General features: G+C 39.2%; 5 protein-coding genes and 2 pseudogenes. 2 read left to right on the top strand and 5 right to left on the bottom strand.

Features of this window, described 5'->3' with window-relative positions; all coding sequences use genetic code 11:
• The first annotated feature begins 123 nt into the window (after window positions 1-123).
• A pseudogene (locus QF028_RS29785) lies at window positions 124-512 on the top strand (carboxymuconolactone decarboxylase family protein).
• 270 nt (window positions 513-782) lie between these two features.
• Here the strand turns inward: QF028_RS29785 and QF028_RS29780 are convergent.
• Entirely contained in the window at window positions 783-1,409 is a 627-nt protein-coding gene (locus QF028_RS29780; RefSeq protein WP_410887091.1) for a nitroreductase family protein, read from the bottom strand.
• Between the two features lie 143 nt (window positions 1,410-1,552).
• Here QF028_RS29780 and QF028_RS29775 point away from each other — a divergent pair, with 143 nt between their 5' ends.
• Window positions 1,553-1,903 (top strand): winged helix-turn-helix transcriptional regulator, encoded by a 351-nt coding sequence (locus tag QF028_RS29775; protein WP_308160803.1) that lies wholly within the window; start codon window positions 1,553-1,555, stop codon window positions 1,901-1,903.
• A gap of 1,068 nt (window positions 1,904-2,971) precedes the next feature.
• Here the strand turns inward: QF028_RS29775 and QF028_RS29770 are convergent.
• From QF028_RS29770 to QF028_RS29755, 4 genes and pseudogenes are all read right to left on the bottom strand, one after another.
• Window positions 2,972-4,456 (bottom strand): flavin monoamine oxidase family protein, encoded by a 1,485-nt coding sequence (locus QF028_RS29770; RefSeq protein WP_429471134.1) that lies wholly within the window; start codon window positions 4,454-4,456, stop codon window positions 2,972-2,974.
• A 427-nt stretch (window positions 4,457-4,883) separates the two neighbouring features.
• Window positions 4,884-5,912 (bottom strand): annotated as a pseudogene (locus tag QF028_RS29765) (YbfB/YjiJ family MFS transporter); the annotation flags it as partial.
• A 676-nt stretch (window positions 5,913-6,588) separates the two neighbouring features.
• Entirely contained in the window at window positions 6,589-10,110 is a 3,522-nt protein-coding gene (locus tag QF028_RS29760; protein ID WP_429471132.1) for an Ig-like domain-containing protein, read from the bottom strand.
• 297 nt (window positions 10,111-10,407) lie between these two features.
• Window positions 10,408-18,219 carry an Ig-like domain-containing protein gene (locus QF028_RS29755; protein WP_429471130.1) on the bottom strand — a complete coding sequence of 2,604 codons (7,812 nt, stop codon included), beginning with the start codon at window positions 18,217-18,219 and terminating at the stop codon, window positions 10,408-10,410.
• Window positions 18,220-18,304 lie beyond the last annotated feature (85 nt).

Raw genomic sequence — 18,304 nt, 5'->3', positions numbered from 1 at the left:
TCCCTACCCTGTCCTTTTTGCCGACTTTTTTCTATATAGAAGGTGAGAGAAAAATGGCACAAGCATTATTAGAAGTAACGAAGAAACCACCTAGCCTTATTAATTTTTTAGGAGGTAAATCAAATGACTAATGAACGTTATCAGCGTGGATGGGAAAGACTTATGGAAATAGATGGAGAAGGAGGAGAGCGTGTTATAAAATCATTAAAAGACGTTGCTCCTGACCTTGGTAAATATGTGGTTGAATTTGCTTTTGGAGACATTTATTTTCGAGAAGGACTTGACTTAAAACAACGGCAGCTTGTAACAATAGCTTCTCTAACTACCCAGGGTGGCTGCGAGCCACAACTTAATGTTCATATCAATGCAGCACTTAATGTAGGACTTACGCCAAATGAAGTAATCGAAGCGATAACTCAGGCGTTCCGTACACAGGTTTTCCTAGAGTGCTTAATGCCATTTTTGTCGCCAAGGGAATTTTTGAGGAAAGGGATATGAAAGTTACGAATTAAAAATCAGTTAGGGTAATGATGTTACCCTAACTTTTACTTAGGTTTCCTCGGAGACATATTTTTAATTTTAACCTTTACCCGTTAACCATATATATTCTTCACTTATTCAAGAATTTTGTTAGGACTCTTTCTTATTCAAGAAGAGCGCCCTTTAGTGGAATAAGTAACAGCTGCTGTGACTAGATAGTCGGATCATTCAACTGTACATTGAATAAATACAACTTTAAGCTACATAAAATTACTATTATTTTTTTATTTAAATTAAAGCTGTTATTGTATTTTATTATTAAAGATTACTTTCTCCACATCATGCCTGACAGTTTTGTGACCACTCTTAATACCTTTTCCAATTGCTAAAAGCATAACGTCCAAATACCTCTCAGAAATATGCAATGCCGACTTAAGCTGTTGGGAATCATATCCTGACATTGTAATTGTTTCAAGACCAGCTTCATTAGCCAGTAGAATTAATGACATGGAGGCCAGGCTTGCATCTCTTGTTAATTCGATGCTTAAATCTTCTTTTGATTTATTTGCATAATAATTTATAGCAGCACCTGCCAAATAATCTCTTAGTTTTGCATCAAAAAAACCTGCCTGAAATCCTTCCTCATGAATCTTTATGATATTTTCTTTCTCAAAAGCATGGTAATCCCCAAGTATCACAATTAATGTGGATGCTTCTGTCACTTGTTGTTGATTAAAGGCTATCGGTAACAACAAATCTCGCAGATGAGCATCGTCTATGACTAAGTATCGCGTTGCTTGTATATTATTTCCGTTAGGCGACTTACTAGCACTTTCAATCAAGGATGTTACCGTTTCTGAACTGACTTTAAAGTTTGAATCATAATGCCTAACGGAACGTCTTTTTTCCAAAATATCCTTTACACTCATGGTATCCACTCCAAATTTTTTTTTTGCTACAACACCGATTATAATAGACACTAAACTAAGAGAAAATAACGCACATTAATGTGGCATAGCCACTTTTTAGTGCCTATTTAGGCTTAATCATTATATACGAGGGGGAATAAAGGGTGGGGAGTCAAAATACTGGAATTAATATTTTCATGAATACAGTAGGAGGAAAGTGGAAATGTCTAATCCTCTATTTCTTGAGCCAAAAATCAATGCGAACAAAAGAATTTTATGAAAGAATCCCAGCAATTACACAAAAAGTTTTGACTGATCAATTAAAGCAGTTAGAAAAAGATGGGATAGTCCGAAGAGAAGTATTTAAGGAATTACCTCCAAAAGTAGAGTACAGCTTAACAGAGTTAGGTGAATCATTTGTACCAGTTTTAAACACAATGTGTGAGTGGGGGAATAATTATGCGGTTGTAAGAGAGATAGATCGAGATGAGGAAATTTGTTGTCATTATAGTTAAATTCAATTTTTATAAATTGTAAGATTTATTCAAGTAGATTAATCTTTAACTAAACTCAAATCCTCATTTTAAAATAACTATTCATTTTCATTTTTAATACCTTGTTCAACAATCTGGCCCGTTTGTTGAAAAATAAAAGGAACTCCTTAATTGATAAAAGCCTTTGCTTTCGTTGAGCAAAGGCTTTTTTTGACGAGTTTCTTCTATTTTCTTTTCTGAATTTGTAATTAACTCGACCAGATGGGGAAATTCGATTTAAACGAACCTTATTTTTATGGTCTTCCTACACATGCTGAGTCACGACCTTCATTTTATTTTTTGATCGTGTACATTTAGATTGTAGAGGCATTCACTACACTTCTTAGGATTTGACTTGTACTACCTATAGCCCTATCTTGTAAAGGTATGAATTTTTGGGGATGGGGGTCAAATTTGCAAGAATTTCTAATTGTAATAAGACATTTAAACATTCCAATGCGCCTGGTAAAAAACACCGAGGTTCTTTATAGAATTTATTCCAAAAAGGTAATATAAAATCTGATGGGTATTTATATGACAACAATATAAAACATGATCTTTTTGCTATAGAATCCATTTTTAGCGAGAATGGTTCAATATCACGTACATCTTGTACAACCCTACAAGCAATCCCACATTACATTTAGGCAGTTGGGTTTCTGGAAAAGATCCTCTAAAAACTTTAACGTTATTAATATTATTTTCTATCATTGATTTTTTTAATTCTAAGTACATAGATTCCGATGGCGCAAGGGCAAATACTTTTGAAACCTCCTTCGCTAATAGGGGTAGTACCAGCGAAGCTGTCACCACCCGCAATAAGGAAATGTCAAACTTACAATAAGTTATTTAAGATTAATAGTTCTAACATGCTTACCCTCATCCTGTTTTGGATGGGGGTAAAATAAAGTTGTTAAATATTTTTGGATGCTTTAGTAATAAAGTCGTTTAAAAATCTAAGTTTTATTCAACAATCGCGCCCTTTAATTGAATAAACACACATTTTTATATTTGCTAGTATTGTTGAATAAACCTTACCTTTTTTGCTGATTAAACCTGAATTAAAGTTCTTGGTAAGTCATTAACTTCAAATGCAGCATGTATTCCGGACTCGATTGCACCTTGGATCCAAACATGAGTAGTTGAGGCATGTTCGCCAGCAAAATGAACTCTTCCTTCGGGAGTAGAAATATAAGGAGATAATTCTTTTACCTGTTCGGGTTTAAACATCGTAAATGCCCCAGCAGAATACGGATATCGAACCCAACTGTGGCTCACTCCTGCTTGAAACTCACTAAACACCTGTTTACCATAAATGGCAGCCAAGTTTTTTAATACATATTCCAAGCGATCATCATTTTCCAAACTGTCCCAAGGTACAGCATCATCCTCCCATGTATAACTCCCTAAAATAACACCCGATCCTTGTGTACCGAGGTCATAACTCGGGTATTGAATATATTTAATAGGGAGATCCGTAACGGTTTGCCCACCATACAAACCTTGCCTTTCCCAGAACCTGTTTTTAAACTGGATGCCGGTCTTCGTAGAGCCCGCATAATTAAGTTCCCGAATTGCCTTCCATTTGTTTTCAGAAAAAGAATTTCGCGGTTCGATTTCCACAAATTGTAACACTGAAAAAGGAATGGTCACAATCGCAAGATCACCGGTGATTTGAAATGGCTCTAAGATTTTATGGACAGAATGAATGGTTACTTGGTTGTCATGCTGCACAATTTTCCTCACTTTTTGTCCGTAAAATATATCATCTTTCAATTGAGTCGTAAATGCTTTAGGAAGTTGATCGTTACCGCCCGTGATTTCATAAAAGGTGATATCAGGGGTAAATAGGATTAACAGTTCACGTAACAGTTCCAAGAAAGAAAGCTCCATAAGTCCTTCCAGTGTAAGAATTACTTTAATCATTTCGATGGCACCCGGAGATAATGTGACTCCAAACGGGTTATATCTCAAATAAGTGTCCATTGAGTATTTATCCAATTCTTTTATGACCCAAGGCCAATTTCTCTTTGGGTTTTGTTCAATAAAATCTGTCACCGGTTTTATTGCTAATTGAAGCAACTCCTTAGCGGTTTTACCTTTTTCTTGTGGGTACACGGGAAAGCGCAAAATATCAGGGTTCTGTTCATACACCTTAAAATGAGTTTTGATTCCTTTAATATAGATAATGTCATTAGGAGTCGAATTGATAAACCTATTAACCGGAAGTTTAAATTTTTTTATATATTCCAATGCCAACAAATGAGTATGAGGAATTCGCATTGCCCCAGCCTCAAGATATTGCCCATCCCTGAAATCGCCTCTTAACGTATAGATCCTCCCTCCCACCCTATCAGTAGCTTCAAGGATTGTAACATTGTGTCCAGCTTGCTTAAGTAAAGAGGCCGAGACCAGTCCTGCCATACCTGCGCCAATAATAATGATCTTCTTAGGTGTTGTGGTTTTTTCAAGTCCATTTCTGATGATTGAAATCATTTGATCGGAGGATAGCTTAGGAAATACGTAATTTAACATATTTTTCTCCTCTACACTTCTAATTAGACCGTAATATGGCTTACTGCCATCCTATTCAACTAGAAAGTAGAATTATGCATGGAAGGACAAAAATCTATTAAACTTGGACATACTGACATTACCACTCAGAAAGGTGGAATTGATAGCCGTTGAATCTGGAATACGAGCAGCTAATAAGTCTAGAGGAGAATGAAGTTAGATTCCGCATAGGGAGAAATCAAATCAATCCGTTGAGGTTCAGAATTTTGGGGTTAGGGAGGATAATATGCATCACTGAAGTTGATCTTAAAAATCTGCCTATCAGTTCAATAAGAATATTTAATTAAAACAACTACAATCTCTTTTACCACAATATAGCCCAATACATAAAGAACGAGCACAATTCTTGCTACAGAATTGCGCCCCGTTTGTTGAAGAACAATAATATTTAAAGAACTTCTTTTTTGTAATTCATGGGTGCATTTTCTATATTGGGCTTCTTCTCAAATTGAATTCCTTTTAAAAGCAAGCATGCGCCAACTAATACTACACTTGCTGCTCCTATCAAAGAAGCATTATAATCACGGGTGAATGATGATAAAATCCCCGCAATTGTTGGTCCAATCATTTGGCCAACAGCATAGATAGCTGTAAGATGGCCAATGATTTGACTACTATTGGATGGAATCATTTGGCATGCCAATGTTGTGGTAAGTGTAGTAATACCCATAAACGTGGCTCCAAATAATAATGCACTTATTACAATTCCGGTTTGGGACATCCAGAGGACAGGCATCGCAATACCGACGGACTGTATAGTAATTGCAAACACTAAAGACTTAACGTATCCCCATTTTTTAGCCAGGGATGACCAGATGATACATGATGGAACAGCAGCCAACCCTACCACCATCCAAACTAAGGTAGCATCGCTACTAAAGCTTGAGGTCTTTTCAGCAATGGATACGATAAACGTACCCGTGACGATGTAACCTAATCCTTCCAAGCCGTAGGCTGCGATCAGCCAAGGGAGCCATTTGACTGGAGGTACCTGTGTGGAAATTTCTTGTTTAATCTTTCGCCCACGAATGAGGGGGGCATCTTTGAGCCAGATCCATACTAAGAAAGCAAAAATTACACTTACGACAGCCAATCCTATCCAAGCGCCTTCCCACTTAAATGATTGGTTTAAACCCGGAATAATCATGCCGGTCAAAAAGATTCCAAGCCCTACCCCTCCGTAGAAAAAGCCTGACCAATTTGTCTTGTCTCTGGCAGCGAGTTTATCTAACACGATGCTTGAGGCTAAAACAAACACGAAGGCACTGGCGATTCCAGAAAGAAAACGAAGTACATACCAAATTAAATAAGAATGAGATAGACCCATACAGGCAGTGGTTAAGATACTGATGGTCAGACTTAATCTCAAGGAAAGCGTTCTGTGCTGCCTCAAAGGGATGACCCCTGCTAAAATTGCTCCGGCCCAATACCGGAGTCATTTACTAGCTGCATAAAAAGGTCTTTTTTTAAACTGTCCACTTTATGGGTCACAGTTCATTCTACAAAGGTGCTTTTTTTTGAATGATTCGATACTCCTTATAAAAATAGTTATAAATACTTTTGTATTATTAAAATAATTCCTCTTTATCACAAGCTAATACTAACTGGAACAGCTAATTCACATCATATTTCTATATGATAGATAGGTGAATTCGACCAATTTCAATTTAGGCTATACTATTCAAACGATTGGTTAAAACATGCGCGGCTATTTATTTATAAGCTTTTCCCATGCATGCATGGCAAGAAAATTGTCAATACGCGTATATAAATTCCGCAGGAAATAACCCACCTTTCTACAAAAAAGATGGGTTTCTCTTAAACTTCCATATTTCTATTAAAACTCTGCCTTTTCGAAACTACCCAAACGTTTGATTAAAAGCAGCCTCATCTCCCTCCATTCCTGACTTTCTCTCTGCAAATGCCCGAAAAAAACGTCGAGGGATGTCTTCAAAAATAACTCAATTAAAAAGGAACCAAAGTTAGCGACTAAATGAGGTTTTTTGCCAAAATTAACATTCTAGTATCCGGGTTTTAATTTTCAATGTAAAAATCCCCTTCACAATAACTGAAGAGGATTTCCTTTTAAAATATTATTTAACTTTAACTGTCGCGGCTTTACTAACATTCTTTGCCTTATCAGTTGCTGTAACGCTTAAAACTGTTTTCGTCTTTTGAGCTTTGATTTTCACTTTGAAATTCCCTTTGGAGTCTGCTTTGACTGTACCAATGACTTTTTTACCGACTTTAATCGTTATGGTAGAGTAAGCTTCCGCAGTTCCAGTCACTTCTTTTGTTGTGCTTTTCACAGCAGTTTTGATTTTTGGAGCCAATGGGGCGGTTTTGTCAATGACAATCACACTCTTAGCTACACTTACATTCCCTGCTGCATCTTTCGCTGTCACAATTACCTTTGTACCTGCTTTTTGGACAGAAATCGTTACCTTATAGTTACCCTTAGCATCCGCTTTGATGATGTACTTTTTCGTTCCAGTTGTAACAGTAACAATCGCTCCTGCTTCTGCTTTACCAGTTACCACTTTTGCTAGGTCTGAAACAGTGGAAACGATTGGAGCAACCGGTGATGTTTTATCAATAACTGTGATACTTTTTACGACGCTCACATTACCCGCTGCATCCTTGGCAGTTACAATTAACTTTGTGCCTGCTTTTTGTGCCGGAATAATCACTTTGAAGTTCCCATCTGTATGAGCTTTAACTGTATAAATCTTTGTGCCGATTAAGATCGATACAGTCGCTACTGCCTCAGTCTTGCCGGTCACTTCTTTTGACTTGTCTGAAACCGTATTTACTGTTAGGACTGTTGGTGCTGTTTTGTCGATAACCTTTATGGTGGTTCCTTCACTTTGATTTCCAGCAGTATCTGTTGCAGTGATTACTAATACCGTTCCAGCTTTTTGAACTCGAATCGCGACTTTATATTTGCCATCTTGTCCTGCTGTCTCTGTACCGATTACTGAACCATTTACCTTCACTTCGATCTTGGATCCCGCTTCTACTACACCTGATAGAGTTGTATCTCTATCGCTTACTGTACTTACTACTGGTTTCGCAGGGGCGGTTGCATCTTTCACCAATACTGCAGTTTCTTCACTTACATTACCAGCTTTATCAGTAGAAATAATAACTAGTTCAATGCCTGCTTGTTGTACTGGAATTGTCACTTCATAGTGGCCATCATCTCCAGCAGTTCCAGTACTAATCACCAAACCATTTGCTTTAACTTCTACTTTAGCTCCAGCTTCCGCTTGTCCTGTAACTGTAGTATCTTTATCAGTTACTTCATTTACAGCAGGCTTGTCTGGAGCGGTTACGTCTCTTACCATTACTTTGGTGGTTTCACTTACATTTCCAGCTTTATCCATTGAAACAATGACTAGTTCAGTCCCTGCTTTTTGCGAGGAAATAGTCACTTCAAAGTTACCATCTCCTTCAGCAATTTCAGTCCCAATCACTGAACCACTTGCACTCACTTCTACTTTCGATCCAGCTTCCGCTTGTCCTGTAACTGTAGTATCTTTATCAGTTACTTCATTTACGGCAGGCTTGTCTGGAGCGGTTACGTCTCTTACCATTACTTTGGTTGTTTCACTTACATTTCCAGCCTTATCTGTAGCTGCAACGGCTATTTCTGTGCCTGCTTTTTGTGATGGAATAGTAACTTTATATTGGCCATCCTCACCAGCCGTCCCGCTACCGACTACCGAACCATTTACTGTAATTTCAGCTTTAGAACCGGCTTCTGCCTCACCTGTTACAGTTGTATCCTTGTCAGTTACCTCATTTACTACTGGCATTTCTGGTGCGGTTATGTCTTTTACTAGTACTGTGTTAATTTCACTTACATTTCCAGCCTTATCAGTTGAAATAACTGCTAGTTCAGTACCTGCCTTTTGTACTGGAATGGTCACTCTATATTGACCATCTTCACCAACTGTTTGTGCACCAATTATGGAACTATTTACCTTCACTTCTACTTTAGAACCCGCTTCTGCTTTGCCTGTCACAGAAGTATCTTTATCTGTGACTTCATTCACTACAGGTTTCGAAGGAGCCGTTGCATCTTTCACCACTACTACGGTGATTTTACTTACATTTCCTGCAGTGTCAGTTGTAGTGATGGCCAATTCCGTTCCTGCTACTTGAGCGGGAATGACCACTGTGAATTTTCCATCTGTACCGGCTTTTTCTGATCCAATGATGGATCCATTTACTTTTACTTCTACTATTGACCCCGCTTCCGCTTTACCTGTCACAGTAGTATCCTTGTCTGTTATCTCGTTTACAATCGGTGTGGATGCGTAGTGCTTGGATAAGACAGTTCCTGGGTAGTAAAAGGACAATATGTCCTTGTATAAAATTCCTGCAAGGCCTCGATAATATGCACCATATTGGCTTAAGCCAACTCCATGGCCATACCCTGATCCTGAAAACGAATAAGCATCCGTGGTCTCATCGATAGTAAACAAATTACTTTTCATTTTTGAGCTGATGATTGGACGGAGAATATTTGCAAGGTTTTTTCCAGTACTTACGGTTTGAAGTTCAAGCTCCCCATTTGTATTAATTTCATCCTTTATAAAAAAATCGAGCGATATTTCACCGTATGAAAATCGACCACTTTCGGTAGGTTCGAAAAAGGTGACTTTAGGTACTGAAACAATTTTAATTTGTTTATTGCTATACCCCGGGAGATGATTCATCATCCACCCTTTAATATTTTTGGAAAAGTCAGCATCTAATTCATTAGTTGAATCCCACCAGCTATCAGGATTTTTTAGATCCAATGAAGTGTAATTGATTTGCTGTTTATGTAATGTAGCATTCCAGGTGATGGTCGTATCATACTCATCGGTTTGAACCTTAAAATACGATAAAGGACTGCTGTTGATACTGATCTCGCTATTAAACTTGTTTTCCGTTTTTCCACCGTTTGAAGATGAGAAGACAGCATCAATGATTTTGCCATCGTAGGTCAATAGTTCACCAGCTGTCGTTTCAACCGCAATCGATGAATTAGGTGATTCGCTTGTAACGCCTCCATATACCTGTTTGGAAGTCGTATCATCGATCGTTGTGTTCAAACGCTTATAGGCATAGGTTCGTGCCGCAACAGCTTGAGCCTTTAGAGCTTCCATCGGCCAATCTTCATATACTTCAAATGGAACCACTCCCTTAACATAATCTTCGAGATTAATGGTGTTAATAGGTCTAACATATTGATTTTCTTCTACCGTAAAACGAAAACTTCCGGCATATTCACGATTGTTAATGATGGCATGGTCTTTTCCTTTAACCGGCGTAATCGATACATCCGTCCCCGAGGCCAATCTCGTATTTCCATCATATAAGCCAAGAGTGCCATTCTCTACCTTTACCTTATAGCTTTTATTAGGAATTAGTGGATTCGAAGAATTTCCATTTAAATAGTAGCTTCCCACTATTTTTAATGAAATACTTGACTGATTACCTAAAAAATTGACTAACTTTACCTGAATCTGTGGCTCTGTAGCAAACGCTTCTGCACCTTTATAACTAGGAACAATCCCAAGAAAGACAATAGTTGCAATCAAAATGCTGAATAATTTTCTCATATAAATCCCTTTCTAATAGTGTCTTAGATTAATAATATATCTTTTACTAGCATATATCCTCTTTTTCCTAAAAAAGTTCAGTATAAATTATATATCAGTACAAAAAAGACGACTCGAATTCATTTTTTGAATGTTAGAGCTGTCTTTTTAAAAAATGTTTTACTATTTAAATAGAGATTTGTCCTTGTAATCTGTTCTGCATAGTGCTGTTTTAGGACTGCTCTTCTTAACCAAGAAGGGATAAATAAAAAGGAAATCACCTCCACTATTTGTGAAGGTGATTTCCTTTTTATTGTTTTATTTCACTTTAACTATCGCTGCCTTACTAACATTCTTTGCCTTATCAGTTGCTGTCACGCTTAAAACCGTGTTTTTCTTTTGAGCTTTGATTTTCACTTTGAAGTTCCCTTTGGAATCTGTTTTAGCTGTACCAATAACTATTTTACCTACTTTAATCGTAATGGTAGAGTATACTTCGGCAGTTCCAGTCACTTCTTTTGTTGTGCTTTTCACTGCAGTTTTGATTTTCGGTGCTAATGGAGCGGTTTTGTCTATGACAATCACACTCTTAGCAACACTTACATTTCCTGCAGCATCTTTTGCTGTCACAATTACCTTTGTATCTACTTTTTGGACAGGAATTGTTACCTTATAGTTACCCTTTGAATCCGCTTTGGCGATGTACTTTTTCGTTCCAATTGTAACAGTAACAATCGCTCCTGCTTCTGCTTTACCAGTTACCACTTTTGCTTGGTCCGAGACAGTGGAAACGGTTGGAGCAACCGGTGGCGTTTTATCAATAACTGTGATACTTTTTGCAGTACTCACATTACCCGCAGCATCCTTGGCAGTTACAATTAACTTTGTACCTGCCTTTTGTGCTGGAATGATCACTTTGAAGTTCCCATTTGTATCAGCTTTAGCTGTATAAATCTTTGTGCCAATTAAGATCGATACAGTCGCTCCCACCTCAGTCTTTCCGGCTACTTCCTTTGACTTGTCTGAAACCGTATTTACTGTTAAAACTGTTGGAGCGGTTTTGTCTATAACCTTTATTGTGGCTCCTTCACTTTGATTTCCAGCAGCATCTGTTGCAGTGATTACTAATACGGTTCCAGCTTTTTGAACTCGAATCGTGACTTTATATTTGCCATCTTGTCCTGCTGTCCCTGTACCGATTACTGAACCATTTACCTTCACTTCGATTTTGGATCCTGCTTCCGCTACACCTGTTATAGTTGTATCTCTATCGCTAACTTGACTTACTACTGGTTTCGCAGGGGTGGTTGCATCTTTCACAACTATTGCAGTTTCTTCACTTACATTACCAGCTTTATCAATAGCAATTACGACTAATTTAGTACCCGCTTTTTGCGCAGGAATAGTCACCTTATATTGGCCATCTTCTCCGGACGTTCCTGTACCAATCACCGAACCATTTACTTTCACTTCTACTTTTGATCCAGCTTCCGCTTGGCCTGTAACTGTAGCATCCTTGTCGGTTACTTCATTTACTACAGCCTTTTCTGGCGCTGTTACGTCTCTTACCACTACTGTGGTTGTTTCACTTACATTGCCAGCTTTATCCGTTGCAACAATGACTAATTCAGTCCCTGCCTTTTGCGCGGAAATGGTCACTTTATATTGACCATCTTCTCCGGCTGTACCCGTACCAATCACCGAATCATTTACTTTCACTTCTACTTTTGATCCAGCCTCTGCTTGACCGGTGACTGAAGTATCTTTGTCGGTTACTTCATTTACTACAGCCTTTTCTGGCGCTGTTACGTCTCTTACCACTACTGTGGTTGTTTCACCTACATTGCCAGCTTTATCCGTTGCAACAATGACTAATTCGGTTCCCGCCTTTTGAGCGGTAATGGTCACTTTATATTGACCATCTTCTCCGGCAGTTCCAGTACCAATCACTGTGCCATTTACTTTCACTTCTACTTTTGATCCAGCTTCCGCTTGTCCTATAACTGAAGTATCCTTATCAGTTACTTCATTTACTGCAGGCTTGTCTGGAGCTGTTACGTCTCTTACCACTACTGTGGTTGTTTCACTTACATTGCCAGCCTTATCCGTTGCAACAATGACTAATTCAGTCCCTGCCTTTTGCGCGGAAATGGTCACTTTATATTGACCATCTTCTCCGGCTGTACCCGTACCAATCACCGAATCATTTACTTTCACTTCTACTTTTGATCCAGCCTCTGCTTGACCGGTGACTGAAGTATCTTTGTCGGTTACTTCATTTACTACAGCCTTTTCTGGCGCTGTTACGTCTCTTACCACTACTGTGGTTGTTTCACCTACATTGCCAGCTTTATCCGTTGCAACAATGACTAATTCAGTCCCTGCTTTTTGCGCGGAAATGGTCACTTTATATTGACCATCTTCTCCGGCTGTACCCGTACCAATCACCGATTCATTTACTTTCACTTCTACTTTTGATCCAGCCTCCGCTTGGCCTGTAACTGTAGCATCCTTGTCGGTTACTTCATTAACTTCAGGCTTTTCTGGGGATGTTACGTCTCTTACCACTATTGTGGTTGTCTCACTTACATTCCCAGCCTTATCCGTAGCAACAATGACTAATTCAGTCCCTGCTTTTTGCGCGGAAATGGTCACTTTATATTGACCATCTTTTCCGGCTGTACCCGTACCAATCACCGATTCATTTACTTTCACTTCTACTTTTGATCCAGCCTCCGCTTGACCGGTGACTGAAGTATCTTTGTCGGTTACTTCATTTACTACAGCCTTTTCTGGCGCTGTTACGTCTCTTACCACTACTGTGGTTGTTTCACTTACATTGCCAGCTTTATCCGTTGCAACAATGACTAATTCAGTCCCTGCTTTTTGCGCGGAAATGGTCACTTTATATTGACCATCTTCTCCGGCTGTACCCGTACCAATCACCGATTCATTTACTTTCACTTCTACTTTTGATCCAGCCTCCGCTTGGCCTGTAACTGTAGCATCCTTGTCGGTTACTTCATTAACTTCAGGCTTTTCTGGGGATGTTACGTCTCTTACCACTATTGTGGTTGTCTCACTTACATTCCCAGCCTTATCCGTAGCAACAATGACTAATTCAGTCCCTGCTTTTTGCGCGGAAATGGTCACTTTATATTGACCATCTTTTCCGGCTGTACCCGTACCAATCACCGATTCATTTACTTTCACTTCTACTTTTGATCCAGCCTCCGCTTGACCGGTGACTGAAGTATCTTTGTCGGTTACTTCATTTACTACAGCCTTTTCTGGCGCTGTTACGTCTCTTACCACTACTGTGGTTGTTTCACTTACATTGCCAGCTTTATCCGTTGCAACAATGACTAATTCAGTCCCTGCTTTTTGCGCGGAAATGGTCACTTTATATTGACCATCTTCTCCGGCTGTACCCGTACCAATCACCGATTCATTTACTTTCACTTCTACTTTTGATCCAGCCTCCGCTTGGCCTGTAACTGTAGCATCCTTGTCGGTTACTTCATTAACTTCAGGCTTTTCTGGGGATGTTACGTCTCTTACCACTATTGTGGTTGTCTCACTTACATTCCCAGCCTTATCCGTAGCAACAATGACTAATTCAGTCCCTGCTTTTTGCGCGGAAATGGTCACTTTATATTGACCATCTTTTCCGGCTGTACCCGTACCAATCACCGATTCATTTACTTTCACTTCTACTTTTGATCCAGCCTCCGCTTGACCGGTGACTGAAGTATCTTTGTCGGTTACTTCATTTACTACAGCCTTTTCTGGCGCTGTTACGTCTCTTACCACTACTGTGGTTGTTTCACTTACATTGCCAGCTTTATCCGTTGCAACAATGACTAATTCAGTCCCTGCTTTTTGCGCGGAAATGGTCACTTTATATTGACCATCTTCTCCGGCAGTTCCTGTACCAATCACGGAGCCATTTACTTTCACTTCTACTTTTGATCCAGCTTCTGCTTGTCCTGTAACTGTCGTATCCTTATCAGTTACTTCATTTACTACAGGCTTTTCTGGGGCTGTTACGTCTTTTACTACTATTGTAGTTGTTTCACTTACATTCCCAACCTTATCCGTAGCAATAATGACTAATTCGGTCCCTGCCTTTTGCGCGGAAATGGTCACTTTATATTGACCATCTTCTCCGGTAATTCCAGTACCAATCACCGAACCATTTACCTTCACTTCTACTTTTGATCCAGCTTCCGCTTGTCCAATAACAGAAGTATCTTTGTCGGTTACTTCATTTACTACAGGCTTTTCCGGGGCGGTTACATCTCTTACCACTACTGTGGTTGTTTCACTTACATTGCCAGCCTTATCCGTTGCAATAATGACTAATTCTGTGCCTGCCTTTTGTACGGGAATGTTCACTTTATATTGACCATCTTCTCCAGCAGTTCCAGTACCAATCACAGATTCATTAACTTTCACTTCAACTTTGGAACCAGCTTCTGCTTTACCTGTTACAGTAGTTTCTTTGTCGGTTACCTCGTTTACTACTGGTTTTTCTGGTACAGTTACGTCTTTTACTACGACTGCGGTTGACTCACTTACGTTTCCTGCATTATCTGTAGCGATAATTATCAGTTCTGTTCCGGCTACTTGAACTGGAACAGTCAAAATAAACCTGCCGTCTTCTCCCACTGTTCCCGACTCTACTACCAAACCTTTTACTCTCAATTCAACTTTCGATCCTGGTTCTGCTTCCCCTGTAACTTTAGTATCTTTATCTGTTACTTCATTGACCGCAGGTTTTGCCGGGGCTGTTGCGTCTTGAAATACTATTTTAGCTGCTTCACTTTTATTTCCTGCTTGATCGGTTGCGGTAATAACTAATTCTGTCCCTGCTTTTTGGGCTGGGATGGTCAAAGCAAACTTGCCGTCTTCTCCCACTGTTCCCGACTCAACTACTGAACCACTTATTTTAACTTCAATTTTAGATTCTGGCTCTGCTTCTCCAGTAACCGAAGTATTTTTATCGGTTACTTCATTGACGACAGGTTTTGCCGGGGCTGTTGCGTCTATTACTACAACCTTAGCTGCATCACTTATATTTCCATCTTCATCTGTGGCTATAATGACTAATTCAGTCCCTGCTTTCTGAACAGGAATGGTCACTGTAAATTTCCCATCTTCTCCCGTTACGCCTGTACTTACTACAGCTTCATTTATCTTCACATCTACTTTTGACCCAGTCTCTGCAGATCCAGTAACTGAAGTATCTTGATCCGTTACTACATTTACCACAGGTTTTGCCGGTGCTGTAGTATCTTTAACCACTACTTTAACTGTGTCGCTTACATTTCCAGCTTGATCGATTGAGATAATCACTAATTCTGTACCAGCTTTCTGGGTTGGAATGGTCACTGTAAACTTGCCATCTTCTCCCGCTGTTCCTGTTCCTACTACAGAATCATTTACCTTCACTTCCACTTTTGACCCAGCCTCTGCTTTTCCACTAACGGCAGGATCTTTATCCGTTACAGCATTTACTTCAGGTTTTGCCGGAGCGGTTGCGTCTTTAACGACAATATTAATTGCTTCACTTACATTGCCTGCTTTATCTGTTGCAGTAATCGATAGCTCAGTCCCGACTGGCTGAACAGGTATAACAATGGCAAATTCTCCATTTAGGTTCGTTGTCCCAGTACCAATCGATACTCCATTTTTGGTCACTTTTACAACTGATCCAGCCTCCGCCTTACCAGTCACACGATTCGACTGATCTGTTACAGTCGAAACTTCAGGCTTCGCAGGGGCAGTTCCATCCAGAACGGTTACAACTGTTGGCTCAGATGTATTTCCGCTCTCATCTGCAACGTAAATACTCAACTTAGTGCCAGCAGATTGATAATAAACAGGAACACTAAAGGCTCCATAAACATTTGTAGTAGCTTCCCCTACGTAATATCCATTTTTATAGACATACACCGTTGATCTAGGTTCTGCGTAACCCGTAGCATAATAGTCGTAATCATACACAGCATAAATATCTGCCTTTGTAGGAGGTGTCACATCTCTAACAACGACACTCGTAGCTGAACTTGTATTTCCATTTAAATCAGTAGCTGTAACCAGAATTTCCGTTTTAGCCGCTTGTTTAGGAATACTCATTTGATAATATCCATTCCAATCGGCAGATGCCGAACCGATGACCACTCCATTTACGGAAGCTGAAACGGTAGATCCTGCTTCGGCACTACCAGAGACCACCGTCGAATTTTCATCAACACTATCTACACTTGGAGGATTCGGCGGATAAATATCCTTTTCTTTCACATTGAAATTTGCACCTGATAGATCTTCACCCCACGAATAGGCAAAGTTACTCCATACATAAGTTGAATTCCCATAAATATCATTTACCCAGACAAACTGCGTGTTCCAATTCCCGATTGCGTTAGTCGTTGCATATCCAGGAATTTCCGCTTCATATAAGTTATCATGCGAATGACTTAAAATCGCAGTATAGCTATTTCCATCAGGTTTCAAGTAAGTAACCTTAACCTCCGCTACTCCTGAAGCATCCTCCACTTCGGCAGCTACTCGTAAACTGTCTCCGTTTGTAATTTCTTTCTTATCAACCGAAATCCATTTTACTTCAGGTGCATTTGCCTCTGGAATAACAGTAAAGTCCCCTTCACCTAAGTCTCCGGTACGATACCAGCTATAATCATAGATGGATGTGTAATTATTTTTATTATCAGCGAGGCTGAGGGATACCAGTTCAAACTTGCCGAGCCCGTTACTTCCGGATGTAAAAGAGGAAGGAATCGTATATTGGTATTGATTGTTTCCGATACTTTGAGCCGTAAAAGTAATATAACTATTATTTGGCTGTAAATATTCAAGTGAAACACTATTAATTCCGCTTAAGTCGTCCACTGCATCTACCGTAACAGTAACCGTTCCTCCTGACAGTATTCTTGTTTGGTTTACTGAAAACTTGTTGATTACTGGACCAGTTGTATCGGTATAGGTGATAAAATCTCCTCCATCCAAATCTCCGGTACGATAGTAGCTATAATCATAAATCGTTGTGGAATTATTTTTAGTATCCTGGAGGGTGAGCGAAGCTAGTTCAAACTTGCCGACCCCATAACTACCCGATGTGAAAGAGGAAGGAACCGTATATTGATATTTGTTTTTGCCAGTCAATTGTGCCGTAAAACTTATGTAATTATTATTGGGAAGGAGATATTCGAGCGAAATATTCTTAATATCGTTCAGATCATCTTCCGCATTTACCGTAACAGTAACCGTTCCACCCGGTTCTAACTTGGTTTTATCCACGGATACATTATTCAAAACTGGACCAGTTGTATCCGTAATAGTTGTAAAATCCCCTCCATCTAATGCTCCCGTTCGATTGTAGCTGTAATCATAGATTGATGTGGAGTTATTTTTATAATCTTGGAGGGTGAGGGACACTAGTTCAAACTTCCCAACCCCGTAACTTCCCGATGTTAAGGAGGAAGGAACAGTATATTGGTATTGGTTGAGTCCAATACTATAGGCAGTAAAACTCATATAACTATTATTAGGGAGCATATATTCAAGCGAAATATTCTTAATTCCACTCAGATCATCTTCCGCACCTACAGTCACAGTAACCGTTCCACCTGTTCCTATTTTGGTCTTATCGATGATAACTTTGTTAAAAACAGGACTTTTTGTATCAGAAAAAAATACTTTGAAATTGCCTCCATTCAATTCATAGCTTCCGCCAAAATCATTATCCTCCAACACCTTAAATGACCCGTCCCGATAATTAACCAATAATGAAGTTGCTGTCCAATTTCCTTCGGTAGAAACATAAGGTTCTACATATCCTTCAAACACGCCTTCATTATTCATATACAGGGATTTCTGTGATTGATAACCATCCGGCCTAAGATAATTGACTTGTATATCTTTTACCAGAGCGTTATCTACCAAACTAACAGTAACTGTCTGGAGATTTGGACTTAGGATATTCGCTTTTGCAACCTTGATATAGTTAATCCCACCAGTAGTGTCTGCAGCAGCATGAATCCCCCCTAAGCTAGTAAATAAGACATAAAAAACTACTAAAAATAAACCAAAACCCTTTCTTTTCATCATCTGTCCTCCATAGCGGTTGCAAGTAATAGTTACACCGACTAAATTATGTAAATTATATTATTAGTATAATTCAAGCTACTATTAT

It is taken from the genome of Neobacillus sp. B4I6 (assembly GCF_050434045.1).
Classification (GTDB): Bacteria; Bacillota; Bacilli; order Bacillales; family Cytobacillaceae; genus Neobacillus.
Note: the sequence above shows the minus strand (reverse complement) of the source record. Positions and strands in the feature narration are given on the sequence as shown.

What these genes read in the sequence shown, in the direction of transcription:
- QF028_RS29780 (WP_410887091.1), bottom strand. Translation starts at nt 1,409, where the DNA reads ATGAGTGTAAAGGATATTTTGGAAAAAAGACGTTCCGTTAGGCATTAT.
- QF028_RS29770 (WP_429471134.1), bottom strand. Translation starts at nt 4,456, where the DNA reads ATGTTAAATTACGTATTTCCTAAGCTATCCTCCGATCAAATGATTTCA.
- QF028_RS29760 (WP_429471132.1), bottom strand. Translation starts at nt 10,110, where the DNA reads ATGAGAAAATTATTCAGCATTTTGATTGCAACTATTGTCTTTCTTGGG.
- QF028_RS29755 (WP_429471130.1), bottom strand. Translation starts at nt 18,219, where the DNA reads ATGATGAAAAGAAAGGGTTTTGGTTTATTTTTAGTAGTTTTTTATGTC.